This window comes from Soonwooa sp. T0.1_25 (assembly GCF_057652215.1).
This window is the reverse complement of the sequence record NZ_JBYFBZ010000008.1, coordinates 23,429-36,337: the sequence shown is the minus strand read 5'-3', so window position 1 is coordinate 36,337 and position 12,909 is coordinate 23,429. Positions and strand designations below refer to the sequence as shown.

Genomic DNA, 12,909 nt, shown 5'->3' with positions numbered 1-12,909 from the left:
ACCATGTGTTAACTTTTTAGCAAATAAAACTAAATTTTAATATGCTTTCGCAAATAAAACACGTTGTTTTGATGGTTTTCCTGTAATAAGAGATATGCCTTCTTCCATATCATTTTCTAAAGGAATACATCTAATAGTGGCTTTTGTTTCATTTTTGATTTGCTCTTCTTCTTCATCTGTACCGTCCCAGTGTGCTGAAATAAATCCGCCTTTTTCTTCTAAAACTTTTTTGAACTCCTCATAAGTGTCAACCTTAGTTACGTGAGTATCTCTGTAAGTTTTAGCTTTATTAAACACATCTTGCTGAATTGTTTTTAATAATTCCTCGATATATGTATCTACATTATCAATTGGTTGTACTTCTTTAGTCAAATTATCTCTTCTCGCAATTTCGACAGTGCCGTTTTCTAAATCTTTAGGACCAATTGCCATTCTTACTGGCACACCTTTTAGTTCGTATTCAGCAAACTTCCAACCTGGTTTGTTCTGTGTATCGTTATCAAATTTAACAGAAATACCTTTCGCTTTTAATTTTGCTTGAATATCCAAAGCTACTTTGCTGATTTCTTCTAATTGTTCTTCTCCTTTAAAAATAGGAACAATAACCACCTGAATTGGAGCCAAACTTGGTGGCAATACCAAACCATGATCATCCGAATGTGTCATAATTAATGCACCCATTAATCTGGTTGAAGTTCCCCAAGACGTTGCCCAAGCATATTCTATTTTACCTTCCTTATTAGTAAATTTAACATCGAAAGCTTTTGCAAAATTTTGTCCTAAAAAGTGAGAAGTTCCGGCTTGTAAAGCTTTTCCGTCTTGCATAAGAGCTTCTATACAATAGGTTTCGTCCGCACCAGCAAATCTCTCAGATGGCGTTTTAATACCTCTAACAACAGGAATTGCCATAAAGTTTTCTGCAAAATCAGCATAAACATCTAACATTTGTTCAGATTCTTCAATCGCTTCTTGACGTGTTGCATGCGCTGTGTGTCCTTCTTGCCAAAGGAATTCGGCAGTTCTAAGGAATAGACGCGTTCTCATCTCCCAACGTACAACATTTGCCCATTGGTTAATCAAGATTGGTAAATCTCTATAAGATTGAATCCAGTTTTTATAAGTGCTCCAAATAATTGCTTCAGAAGTTGGGCGAACAATAAGTTCTTCTTCTAATTTTGCATTCGGGTCAACAATTAGCTTCCCTGGATTGTCTGGATCATTTTTAAGACGATAATGCGTAACTACCGCACATTCTTTAGCAAAACCTTCCGCATTCTTCTCTTCTGCTTCAAACAAGCTTTTCGGGACAAACAAGGGGAAATAAGCATTAACGTGTCCTGTTTCTTTGAATTTGCGATCCATCTCGTCACGCATTTTTTCCCAAATTGCGTAACCGTAAGGTTTAATCACCATACAACCACGCACACCAGAGTTTTCTGCTAAGTCAGCTTTTACAACCAATTCGTTGTACCATTTGCTGTAATCTTCTGCCCTTGTTGTTAACTTTGCCATAAATTTTTTTGATATTTCTTTTTAACTTTTCTTTATCAAGCCCATCTAAAATAAAAGCAGTAATTTTACCTGCCTATTTATCGTACTTTTTGGTACAAATTTGGTATAAAGAAATGCAAATATAATAAACTTAATACTCTGTTGAAAATGAAAACTTTTAACAATTATAACATTTTTAATCTTGTTAAGTCAAAAGCCTTAATAATGATTTCCAGCAGCTTCTTATTAACATCTTGTATTGTCTATACAGGAGGTTATTCTGAGACTGATGGTGTATACTATGATCCTAATAGAGATAGCCTTCCAGAAGGTTATTCAAGGAATTATGGTAATCAGGTAGACCAATATTATGACTATGATAATGTTGGTATTGTTGAACAATCTGTAAAAAACCAACAACTTAGTAATAATCGTTACGGAAGTTATGAATCTGATTGGGGAAATTATACAGGAACAGAGACTTATTACACCAATAATAATTGGGGTTGGGGAGCTGGATATTATGGATATGGTATGCCATATTATGGTTCTCGTTGGGGCTATGGTTGGAATATCGGAATGAATTGGGGTTGGGGAAGCCCTTGGTATTACAACAGTTTCTATGATCCTTTCTGGGGTTATGGTTATGGTGGTGGATATTGGGGAAGCTACTATTCACCTTATTACTCACCATACTATTACGGTTACGGTGGCGGATATTATCCTTACTATGGTTACAACTCATACTATATTCCGCGAGGGACAAGAAATACAAACGGAAATAGACTTTCTGGAATGTTAAGAGAAACTAGTGTAAGAAATATCACGACTAATAATGCTGGCGGAAGAAATTCTAATGGTAGTATTCGTAATCAAGGTATGATTAATAACGGAAATAATGGTAATGTAAGAAATCCAAACAATATGGGAGGTTACAGAAATCCGCAAAGTTTCCCTAATCAAAACGATAATGGATCTATCCGTCAAAATGGTGGTATGAGAAACGATGGTGGTACTCGTAATAATAACGGAGGTTTCAGAAATACAACACCAATGCAAAATTCTGGTGGATATCGTAATAGCGGATCTAGCAGCGGAGGATTCAACTCAAGTGGTGGTACAAGATCTGGAGGAAGTATGGGCGGTAGCATCGGTGGTGGCATGCGTTCTGGAGGCGGAGGCGGAATGAGATCTGGCGGACGTTAATCTTATTTTAAAAAAAAAATAATTATAAACTTATAAAATAGTCTTTATTTAAGAACTTTAATATGTTAAAAAGAACATTACTAATACTTACTTTACCAGCAGCTTTTTATCTACAAGCTCAGGATATATCAGAAATTAAAAATATAACTGATGTCTATAACAACAATAGCATTAATGGAACTGCAAAATATGTAGGTATGGCAGGGTCAATGGGAGCTTTAGGTGGCAATATCTCTAGTGTTAATGTTAACCCAGCAGGTCTAGGTGTTAATATTGCAAGTGACCTTAGTCTTAGTTTATCAACTTATTCTAACAAGAATACAAGTACATTAGGTAGCGCTTCTGCTTCTAATAAAGTTAATAAAACGGATCTAGGTAACGCCTCTGCGATTATTGCATTTGATTTAAGTAATCTTAATTCTAAATGGAAATTTGTAAACATTGGTGTTAGCTACAATTCAACGTTCTTAAATGACCAAGTTGGAACTCCTGGAAATAGCAATATTAAAATACAAAAGGATCTAATAGATGAAAATAATAATCCACTTGTTGGTAATTTAAGTTATAGAGGACATGTCTATAGCAGAGATGGCCGTTCGGATAAAACTAATTTTACTATCGGTGCCAATTATGATAACCGAATCTATTTAGGAGCTGGTATTAACGTGAGTAACATTAGTTATAAGCAGGATGATTACTCATTTTTTCATCTAGATGCAAATAATGTTACCGATTCTTACGAAAAGCAATACACACCATATTTAGAAGATTCGAGAGGATTCTCAGCTAACTTTGGTATTATTGGTAAAATCAATAATCAATTCCGTTTAGGAGCGGCTATTGAAACGCCAACTTGGTGGAATGTAGACCGAGTTTATAGAGATTATGCAATTGCGAATGATGGTTATACGGATACTGCAGAATTTTCAGAATCTAGAAATCTAAGAACACCTTTCAAAGCAACGGTGAGTGCTGCTTTTGTCCCGAATAAGAATTTCGCTTTTAACGTCGATTATATCCAAGGATTGAGTAAGCCTAAATATACAACGACATCAGCTGTCAATTCGGATCTTAATGCTTTCTATAATGAGAATTATAAAAACTCATCAGAAGTGAGACTTGGTGCTGAATATCGTTACGAAGGTCTTCGTGTGAGAGCTGGCTATGCATTTGCGAATAATCCATTCAATAACATTATGTTGTCTAGCTACAATAATGATGGATCTATACATGATGTTAACTACTCTAATCTAATGCTTTCTAAAAGAAATACTTTGGGCGTAGGTCTTGGCTATGACTTTAAGGCTTTCTACATCGATGCATCATATCAAAACGTGTCGTCAGAATATGATAATCCGTTCATGTATGGTTCTGCAAATAACGGAACTGGTTACTATAGTAACAATTTTGATATTAACTCTCCTGCTTATGCCGTGTCGAAAGTTAAAAATCAAATGAACAATTTAGTATTTACGCTTGGTTGGAAATTTTAAAACAAACTAAAATAAAACATAATAAAAAAGCTATTCGGATTTCGAATAGCTTTTTTATTTTAAGACTGTTGCAACTCTTTATCAATTGGCTGTGTTTTCTTTTGAGTAACTTTCTTAACCACATAATCGATAACGATAGGCGCTAATATTGTCAAAAATGTTTTAAATAATCTAGATCTCATAATTTTAATATTTAAAATATTATAAACAAGATTTAAGCCATAATCAATAGCTTGATCATTTTTCTATTAAAGCTTCTCCATAGAATTTTACGTCATCCCAACCATACTTCACAAAGTTTCGGATATTTTGATGATCGTCTCCTTCGGGATCTTGTAATACCTCTTTTTTGTAATAATCACCGAACAAATCTAAAGTCTGCTCTTTACTGAGGTTATTCATTTTAGCAAAATAAAAAATCTTGCAAGAGCCGTTGTTTTGATTGGCAACGTTAACTTGATCACCGTTAGTAAATTTGGTTGGAAAAAAATCATAATGTTTGTCAATATCAGCGATAACATTATTAAAATCAAAATTCGTTTCTCCGTTTTTTATCTGTTCTAAAATTGTCATTATTTTAAATTTAAAAATCTTAGTTTCAAAAATACAATAAAAAACTCCGAAGTCAATCGAGTTCGGAGTTTTATAATATTTTAATTAAATCAATTAATGACCAGAATTATCAACGGCTTTCGCCATGGTCTCAGCATTGTGTTTATGTCTAAATAAAACTGCAAATGCTATCGCTACAATTAACGCATAGATTGCGAAGCTTAGCCAGATTTCGTGCCAGTTTTTCATCATAACAGCATTTGATAGTACACCATCTGGTCCAACACTAGCGTTAAAAGAGTTTTTCAAAATTCCTAAAAACGTTGGATTATCTGGTGTTGTCTCCAGATAAGTTGCCAATTCGGTCGCTGTAGAAAATTTATGCGTAAAGAATTTATCAATCATCCAGCCTGCTGCATTACTTCCGATAACTGCTCCAAAACCGTTAGTCATCATCATAAATAAACCTTGCGCTGACGAACGAATTTTCTTTTCAGTTGTTGTTTCTACGAATAAAGAACCCGAAATATTAAAGAAATCGAATGCCATACCGTAAACGATACATGACATAATAATCATCCAAAGACCACCTTGTGGATCACCAAAAGCAAACAATCCGAAACGCAAAACCCACGCAAACATACTGATAAGCATTACGTTTTTGATCCCGTATTTGATTAAGAAAAACGGAATTGCTAGGATAAATAAAGTTTCAGAAACTTGAGAAATCGCCATAATAATGGTTGAACGTTGTACGACAAAAGAGTCAGCATATTTAGGAAAATTCGCAAACTCACTTAAGAAAACATCACCATAAGCATTCGTCAATTGCAAAGCTGCACCCAACAACATCGAAAATACAAAGAATAAAGCCATCTTGTAATTACCGAAAAGCTTGAAGGCATTAAGTCCTAACTGCTCAGCTAAAGGTGCATTTTTATCAATAAGATTTTGTGGAGGACATTTTGGAAGCGTTATCGCATAGACTCCTAAAAGGATTGCAACAGCTCCTGCAATGTAAAATTGTCCTTCCGTTGCTTTATTACCAGTAAGATTGGTGATAATCATTGCTACAATAAATCCAACTGTACCCCAAACTCTGATTGGTGGAAAATCCTTAACCACATCAAGATTATTGTTTTTTAGGACATTGTAAGATATCGAGTTACATAATGAAATTGTTGGCATATAAAAACACATTGCCAGCAACATAATGTAAAAAAACGAATTTGGACTTTCTGCATGTGGTAACAAAAATAATGTTGCGCCATACAGCACGTGTAAAATTGCATAAATTCTTTCGGCATTTATCCAACGGTCAGCAATAATACCTGTAATAGTAGGCATAAAGATCGCAGCAATCCCCATTGTACCAAATACAGCACCGAATTGCGTCCCATCCCAATGCTTTGTCCCAAACCAGAAGTTAGCCATTGTAATGAGCCAAGCTCCCCAAACGAAAAACTGAAGGAAACTCAGTATCGTTAAACGTAATTTTATGTTCATAATTATGAAATGTAAATAGAAATATTATTCAATCTTTCGGTTGCGCTTTTTGATCTCTTCTTGTATTTGTAAAGCGGTATCAAAATCTTCTTCTTTAACTGCGTCTTCTAAAAGTTGCGCTAATTCTTGTGATGATAAATTGCTAAGGCTGGTTTCTTCTAGTCCTACTATTGGTTGACTTCCTTCAACATCCGCCGACATCTCTTCGGGTTCGTTGATTTCTAAAAGAATTCCGGCTTCACTAAGGACTTGTTCCGTCGTAAAAATAGGTGCATCAAATCGAACTGCCATTGCAACAGCATCCGACGTGCGTGCATCCAAAATTAATTCTTCATCCGAAATGTTATTAGTAAAAACAAGGTTTGAAAAGAAAACGCCGTCCAAAATTTGATAAATAACAACAGAACTCAATCGGTATTGCGTTGCCTTTACGAAGCTTGAAAAAAGATCGTGCGTCAATGGTCTCGGTGGTTGTATATCTTTTTCTAGACCGAGTGATATGGATTGTGCTTCAAAATTGCCTATAACAACAGGTAGTTTGACACCTGTCTCTTCGTGTTCTAATAATAATGCATAGGCTCCAGATTGAGTCTGGCTATAGGAAATTCCTCTTATGATAAGTCTTTTATAATCCATCTAGCAAATATAAAGTTTTTTAGGAATTTGGAGGTCAGTTTTTAAGCCAAGTATAATTAATTGATTTGTAAAAGACTATAAGCAAAATATCCTAAATTTTAGATTTTGAAAAATTGCTAATTATCCCTTCTCCGCGCCCCGACTTGAGTGGAACTCCTTTTTTTGCTTGGCGTAAAGCGTCGGCAAAAAAGAGTGGGAACGGAAGGCGGAAATGGCGCCCAAATAAAAAAGCCCGAGAAGATTCTCAGGCTTTATATCTAGTCTAAAAATCGGTTAAGATTTGAAGGCTTTAAGTTTTTCTACCAAGGCAGGAACGATCTGGAACGCGTCACCAACTACTCCATAATCTGCAGATTTAAAGAACGGTGCTTCTGGATCGTTGTTGATAACTACAATAGTTTTTGATGAGTTTACACCCGCCAAATGCTGGATAGCTCCTGAAATACCTACTGCGATGTATAAGTTAGGCGAAATTGCCTTACCTGTTTGACCAACGTGCTCAGCGTGTGGTCTCCAACCGATATCAGCAACTGGCTTAGACGATGCTGTTGCAGCGCCAAGTACGTTTGCTAGATCTTCGATCATTCCCCAGTTTTCTGGACCTTTAAGACCACGACCTGCAGAAACAACGATTTCGGCTTCTTTAAGGTCTAACTTACCTGATGATTGCTCGTGGCTAACCACTTTTGTATCTTCGTTAACGATGCTAAGATCTTTAACTTCTTCGGAACCTGAAACTGCATTTTCTTTAGCACCGAAAGCATTTTGAGATACTGTCGCGATAACGTTAGCGGCATCAGCTTTTGCATGCATAAATCCTTTACCTGAGAAAGCTTTTCTTTTCACTTGGAATGGTGAAAGGCTTTCTGGCGCAGCGATAACGTTAGTTAACAATGATGCATTTTTTTGGATTGCTAACATTGGTGCGATAGACGATGCATCTGTTGTGTGAGGGAAAACAACGATGTTGCCATCAGCGATTTGTCCTACTGCATCTGCATAAGCTTTTGCGCTGAAATTTTTAAGTCCTTCGTCTTTAACATTAATTACTTTTGATGCTCCATACTTATACAATAAATCTGAAGAATCTGTTGGGTTGATAGAGATAGCTGTTACAGTATCACCAGCTTGGTCTGCAATAGCTTTGGCGTAAGCAACTGCTTCGAAAGCTGCTTTTTTGTAAACACCATTTATATTTTCTGCATATACGAATATTGCCATTTTTGTAAATTTTAAATTTTGGATTGTAAATTTTAAATGATTTATTTGAGATTTGACATTCGATATTTGAGATTAATACTACAAAATTTCAAACTTCAAATCTTCAATTTCAAATCCTAATTAGATAACTTTAGCTTCTTCGTGAAGTAATCTTACCAATTCGTCTAAGTTGTCAGGAGAAACCAATTTAACAGCTGCTCTTGGCGGAACTGCATCAAAAGAAATAGCATCAACTTTAACTTCTTTATTGCTAGGTTCTACAACTTGTAAAGGCTTTGTTCTTGCAGACATAATCCCTCTCATATTAGGGATGATAAGATCTTTTTCTTCAACAATACCTTTTTGACCAGCGATAACTGCAGGTAGTTTAACAGAAATAGTTTCTTTACCACCTTCAATCTCTCTAACTGCTGTAGCTTCTGCGCCGTTGATATCTAGACCAACACAAGCGTTAACGAAAGGTTGGTTAAGCAATGCTGCAACCATACCTGGTACTGCTCCACCGTTATAATCGATAGATTCTTTACCAGCTAATACAACATCGTATGCACCGTCTTGAGCGATTTTGGCAATCTCTTTAGCCACCGAATAACTATCTTTAGCTTCTGAGTTAACTCTAACTGCATCGTTAGCACCAATTGCTAATGCTTTACGGATAACAGCTTCTGTCCCAGCATCACCAACGTTAACCACAGTAACTGTAGCACCTTGGCTTTCTTGTAATTTTATAGCCTTTGTTAAAGCAAATTCGTCCAAAGGATTAATTACCCATTGGATTCCGTTTTTGTCGAAAGCAGATTTGTCTGCTGTAAAGTTAATTTTACTTGTCGTATCAGGCACACTGCTGATGCAAACTAATATTTTCATTTGGATAATTTTTTTGAAATTAAGCTTTGTAAATATACTAAATAATACTATGCACGCATAATATTTTGTTATTTTATGAATAAGAATCCGTCAACATTTGATTAAAAGGAATATGACAAGAATCTTCAAAAAGTTTTGAATTAAATTTTAAAACAAATCCAAAGTTTTGACAAGAATCATAATTCCCAAAAATCATTTATAAATCCGCAATCCTATTTTGTTTAATTATTTTTTGACTTGAGAAGCTCTTAATTCAATTTTTGATGGTAAAACACGAGGATCCATTTTCATCATATTTAAAACCAAATCACCAACATCTCTCGGTTGTATCTTCCACGACTCTTCTTCTGACGGTTCCGAATTGTTAAAATAGGTATTAATCGAGCCCGGCAAAATCACAGAACATTTAATATTGTACTTTCTAAGATCCAACATGGCTGCTTGTGTAAATCCTACAACACCAAACTTGGAAGCATTATAACCACTTCCCTTTTCAAAAAAGTATTCGCCAGCCAAACTCGCAATCGAAATAAAATAACCTTCGGTTTTCTTTAAAGCGTCGATGCTCGATTTTAAAGTATAAAAAACGCCCGTCAAATTGGTATCAATCATATCCTGCCAATCATCGATACTCAAATCTTCGATTGGTGCAAAATGTCCCAAACCTGCATTAGCAATTACCAAATCTAATCTTCCAAATTTCTCAACAGCTTTCGAAATCGCTTCTTGTTCATGATTAAAATTTTTAACATCGGAAATAATTCCTAAGACATTTTCGCCAGAAGCATCTAATTGTTTTGAAGCTTTTTCTACATCTTCGGCTTTTCGTCCTGAGAAAGCGATTTTGAAACCATTCTCCAACAGAACTTCTGCAATCCCACAACCTACACCTTTTGTTCCACCTGTTATATAGGCCACTTTATTTTCTGACATATTGATAATTTAGTTTTACAAAAATAAAAAAAGACAATCCTTTCGAATTGTCTTTTAATATATTTTAACCTTTTGTATAATACTCAAAGAAATATGGGATACTCTCAATTCCTTTGTAATAGTTATACAATCCGTAATGTTCGTTAGGAGAATGTATCGCATCAGAGTCTAGACCAAAGCCCATTAATACTGACTTTGCACCCAATACTTTTTCGAACAAAGACGTAATCGGAATACTTCCGCCACTTCTATAAGGAAGGACTTCTCTACCGAAAGCTTGTTCCATTGCTTTTTTAGCAGCTTGGAATTCTTTAGTATCGCTTTCTAAAACATAAGGCATTCCACCATGGTGAGGCGTCACTTTAACCTTAACACTTTTAGGAGCAATCTTCTCGAAATATTTTGTGAATTTCTCTGTAATTTCTTCAGGTGTTTGATTCGGAACCAAACGCATTGAGATTTTAGCAAAAGCTTTAGAAGCGATAACTGTTTTTGCACCTTCGCCAGTATAACCTCCCCAAATACCATTAACATCCAATGTTGGACGGATAGATGCTCTTTCTAAAGTTGTGTAGCCTTCTTCGCCTTGGATGTCATTTAATCCAATAGACTTTTTGTAAGCTTCTGGATCATCTTTTAGTTTGTTCATTGCTTTACGATCTTCGTCAGAAACAACCAAAACATTATCGTAGAAACCATCAATTGTAATATGGCCTTCGTCATCGATAAGGTCACCAATCATTTTAGCTAAAACATTAATTGGATTAGGAACTGCGCCTCCATAAAGTCCAGAATGTAAATCTCTGTTAGGACCTTCCACTTCTACTTCTACATAGCTAAGACCTCTAAGTCCAGTTGTAACCGTTGGTTGCTCAACCGAATAAATATGCGTATCAGAAATTAGGATAACATCACATTTTAGTTTTTCTTTATTTTCTTCTAAGAAATCAGCTAAACTTGCAGAACCAACTTCTTCTTCTCCTTCAATAATAAATTTAACATTACAAGGCAAAGAATTCGTTTTCATCATGGCTTCGAAAGCTTTAACATGCATGAAGAATTGACCTTTATCATCCGCAGAACCACGTGCGAAAATTGCACCGCCTGGATGTAATTCTGTTTTCTTAACGACTGGCTCAAAAGGATCACTTGTCCACAATTCTAACGGATCAGCTGGTTGAACATCATAATGTCCGTACACCAAAACCGTTGGTAAAGCGGGATCAATCATCTTTTCGCCATAAGCTACAGGATAGCCTTTAGTTTTTAAAACTTCTACATTGTCAGCACCCGCTTTTTTTAAGTGGTCCGCTACCGTGTCAGCACATTTCAGAACTTCGTCTTTGTAAGCTGGATCAGCACTAATTGACGCAATTCTTAACACATCAAACAACTCGTCTAAAAAACGTTGTTTGTTTTCCTGAATATAATTTTGAGTTTCGTTCATATCTAAAACTATTTGGAATTAATTGATATAAAAAATGTCTCACGCGAGTAAGACATTATATATTGTGAGAATCTATTATTACTTAACTTTAACAGTATCAACTTTTGCAGCTTCTGTTGGCGTCGCAACCGCAGTCTGTACTGGAGCAGCTTTCGTAGTGTCAACTTTAGCTTCGTAAGTTCCGTGTGGTGCGTTAGGATCGTCATATCTAACAACATCGTCAGTTTTTTTAAGACGACCTTTGTTACCTCCTTCTGGTAAACTACAAGATACTACAAATAAAGCTGAAGCCAATAATAAAAGAGATTTTTTCATTCTTAAAATTTTAAAGTTCAAAATTACTAAAACTCGTTCGTACAACAAAATAATTATCAGAAATTTATTGCGAATCTTATTAATTATGTTTAATCCAAACTTCGGAGGACTAATTTGGCTTTTTGACTTTGTGTAAAAACTAAATAATCTTGTCCACCGTCTTTTATTTTATACTTCTTTTTAATCTCGTCTGGCGTCAATGGATGATTTTTAGAAATAATATTAAACTTCTCGTTTTTAATTAATTTTTTAGGATCGATATTTTCTACTTTTAAAATTCTTCCGACAAAATTATTTAACAACTGAGAAGATGTGTAAAGATGTGTATTGGGATGTAATTTTTTAAGACTAAATAATTTCGAAATGCTATTAAATCCACCAGATTTTAGAACCGAATTATTGGGAATATAAAGATAATTTTCTACTTCGCCAAAGTCAGCTTTTATTGATTTTTCATCTTCAAAATAAAATTCAAAAATAGAATCTTTACTTTCTAAATTAACACAAGAAATCAACGGATTTCCTGAAATAGAATTCTTTTCTAAAGTTAAAACCAATTCTTTAACATCATTTCGCCACGCAATAATTTCAATTTTCGAAAGATATTTAACCTCCGACACCAAATAACTAATATCAATCAACGGAGACAATTTAATAATTACTTTATCACCGATTTCTAGTAACTGATTTTGAATTTCTAAAATATTGGGTGATAAATCTTCCAATAAAAATTTCTTTTTTAGATTTTGGTCACGACGCGCGGGATCGAGATAAATGACATCAAAATGCCTTTTGTTTTGACTTAAAAAATCTTCTAAATCAAGACTGTGGAAATTAGCTTTTCTGCCAAGGATTTTCCAATTGTGTTCAACAATTTTGATAAGCTGTGGATTCTGCTCAACCAAATCAATTTCATCAAAATTCTTTGAAAGAAAATAAGCGTCAATCCCAAAACCACAAGTCAAATCGAGGAAGTTTTTACCTTTTAAAAATTCAGATTTATAAGCCGCCGTAACTTCTGACGAAGCTTGTTCTAGATTGAGATTTGGAGGAAAAATAATATTGTCTTTTTTCAAAAACGGAAACTTCTTTTCGGCAACTTTTCGACCTTTAATTTGTTGCACAATTTCCTGCATGGAAACGCCTTCAAAAGGCGATTTTTTAAACAATAAAGAATGCAAATCTGCGTCGAGATTTGCATTAATATAATTTTGAATTTCTGTACTAAGAAGTTTTTCCATT

The 12,909-nt window shown here is 34.9% G+C and carries 13 protein-coding genes; 2 read left to right on the top strand and 11 right to left on the bottom strand.

Features of this window, described 5'->3' with window-relative positions:
- Positions 1-36: 36 nt before the first annotated feature.
- Positions 37-1,512, bottom strand: coding sequence for a proline--tRNA ligase (gene proS / locus AC23MB_RS10830; protein WP_374330974.1), 1,476 nt, complete (start codon positions 1,510-1,512; stop codon positions 37-39).
- 147 nt (positions 1,513-1,659) lie between these two features.
- Here proS and AC23MB_RS10825 point away from each other — a divergent pair, with 147 nt between their 5' ends.
- Positions 1,660-2,697 (top strand): prolyl-tRNA synthetase, encoded by a 1,038-nt coding sequence (locus AC23MB_RS10825; protein WP_487787236.1) that lies wholly within the window; start codon positions 1,660-1,662, stop codon positions 2,695-2,697.
- Between the two features lie 62 nt (positions 2,698-2,759).
- Positions 2,760-4,190 (top strand): OmpP1/FadL family transporter, encoded by a 1,431-nt coding sequence (locus AC23MB_RS10820; protein WP_374330978.1) that lies wholly within the window; start codon positions 2,760-2,762, stop codon positions 4,188-4,190.
- A gap of 59 nt (positions 4,191-4,249) precedes the next feature.
- Here the strand turns inward: AC23MB_RS10820 and AC23MB_RS10815 are convergent, their stop codons facing one another.
- The 10 genes from AC23MB_RS10815 to AC23MB_RS10770 form a co-directional block, all read right to left on the bottom strand.
- Positions 4,250-4,372: a hypothetical protein gene (locus AC23MB_RS10815; RefSeq protein ID WP_374330980.1), complete on the bottom strand. Its 123-nt coding sequence runs from the start codon at positions 4,370-4,372 to the stop codon at positions 4,250-4,252.
- 55 nt (positions 4,373-4,427) lie between these two features.
- A complete protein-coding gene (locus AC23MB_RS10810; RefSeq protein WP_374330982.1) occupies positions 4,428-4,763 on the bottom strand; it encodes a HopJ type III effector protein in 336 nt (111 codons plus the stop codon).
- 93 nt (positions 4,764-4,856) lie between these two features.
- Positions 4,857-6,248 (bottom strand): nucleoside permease, encoded by a 1,392-nt coding sequence (locus AC23MB_RS10805; RefSeq protein ID WP_487787235.1) that lies wholly within the window; start codon positions 6,246-6,248, stop codon positions 4,857-4,859.
- 24 nt (positions 6,249-6,272) lie between these two features.
- Positions 6,273-6,884, bottom strand: coding sequence for a bifunctional nuclease family protein (locus AC23MB_RS10800; RefSeq protein ID WP_312321716.1), 612 nt, complete (start codon positions 6,882-6,884; stop codon positions 6,273-6,275).
- A 273-nt stretch (positions 6,885-7,157) separates the two neighbouring features.
- The gene (locus tag AC23MB_RS10795; protein WP_312321715.1) at positions 7,158-8,105 is read right to left on the bottom strand and encodes an electron transfer flavoprotein subunit alpha/FixB family protein; all 948 of its coding nucleotides are present in this window, start codon (positions 8,103-8,105) and stop codon (positions 7,158-7,160) included.
- Positions 8,106-8,225: 120 nt separating this feature from the next.
- Positions 8,226-8,972 carry an electron transfer flavoprotein subunit beta/FixA family protein gene (locus AC23MB_RS10790; protein WP_313029743.1) on the bottom strand — a complete coding sequence of 249 codons (747 nt, stop codon included), beginning with the start codon at positions 8,970-8,972 and terminating at the stop codon, positions 8,226-8,228.
- Between the two features lie 225 nt (positions 8,973-9,197).
- Positions 9,198-9,905, bottom strand: a complete 708-nt coding sequence (locus tag AC23MB_RS10785; RefSeq protein ID WP_312321713.1) for an SDR family oxidoreductase — start codon at positions 9,903-9,905, stop codon at positions 9,198-9,200.
- Between the two features lie 64 nt (positions 9,906-9,969).
- A complete protein-coding gene (locus AC23MB_RS10780) occupies positions 9,970-11,352 on the bottom strand; it encodes a dipeptidase (RefSeq protein WP_312321712.1) in 1,383 nt (460 codons plus the stop codon).
- Between the two features lie 78 nt (positions 11,353-11,430).
- A complete protein-coding gene (locus AC23MB_RS10775; protein ID WP_079665370.1) occupies positions 11,431-11,667 on the bottom strand; it encodes a hypothetical protein in 237 nt (78 codons plus the stop codon).
- A gap of 89 nt (positions 11,668-11,756) precedes the next feature.
- Positions 11,757-12,908: a class I SAM-dependent methyltransferase gene (locus tag AC23MB_RS10770; RefSeq protein ID WP_487787234.1), complete on the bottom strand. Its 1,152-nt coding sequence runs from the start codon at positions 12,906-12,908 to the stop codon at positions 11,757-11,759.
- Position 12,909 lies beyond the last annotated feature (1 nt).

Coding starts and splice junctions, on each gene's coding strand:
- proS (WP_374330974.1), bottom strand. CDS start 1,512: ATGGCAAAGTTAACAACAAGGGCAGAAGATTACAGCAAATGGTACAAC.
- AC23MB_RS10795 (WP_312321715.1), bottom strand. CDS start 8,105: ATGGCAATATTCGTATATGCAGAAAATATAAATGGTGTTTACAAAAAA.
- AC23MB_RS10770 (WP_487787234.1), bottom strand. CDS start 12,908: ATGGAAAAACTTCTTAGTACAGAAATTCAAAATTATATTAATGCAAAT.
- AC23MB_RS10775 (WP_079665370.1), bottom strand. CDS start 11,667: ATGAAAAAATCTCTTTTATTATTGGCTTCAGCTTTATTTGTAGTATCT.
- AC23MB_RS10805 (WP_487787235.1), bottom strand. CDS start 6,248: ATGAACATAAAATTACGTTTAACGATACTGAGTTTCCTTCAGTTTTTC.
- AC23MB_RS10790 (WP_313029743.1), bottom strand. CDS start 8,972: ATGAAAATATTAGTTTGCATCAGCAGTGTGCCTGATACGACAAGTAAA.
- AC23MB_RS10800 (WP_312321716.1), bottom strand. CDS start 6,884: ATGGATTATAAAAGACTTATCATAAGAGGAATTTCCTATAGCCAGACT.
- AC23MB_RS10810 (WP_374330982.1), bottom strand. CDS start 4,763: ATGACAATTTTAGAACAGATAAAAAACGGAGAAACGAATTTTGATTTT.
- AC23MB_RS10785 (WP_312321713.1), bottom strand. CDS start 9,905: ATGTCAGAAAATAAAGTGGCCTATATAACAGGTGGAACAAAAGGTGTA.
- AC23MB_RS10825 (WP_487787236.1), top strand. CDS start 1,660: ATGAAAACTTTTAACAATTATAACATTTTTAATCTTGTTAAGTCAAAA.
- AC23MB_RS10815 (WP_374330980.1), bottom strand. CDS start 4,372: ATGAGATCTAGATTATTTAAAACATTTTTGACAATATTAGCGCCTATC.
- AC23MB_RS10780 (WP_312321712.1), bottom strand. CDS start 11,352: ATGAACGAAACTCAAAATTATATTCAGGAAAACAAACAACGTTTTTTA.
- AC23MB_RS10820 (WP_374330978.1), top strand. CDS start 2,760: ATGTTAAAAAGAACATTACTAATACTTACTTTACCAGCAGCTTTTTAT.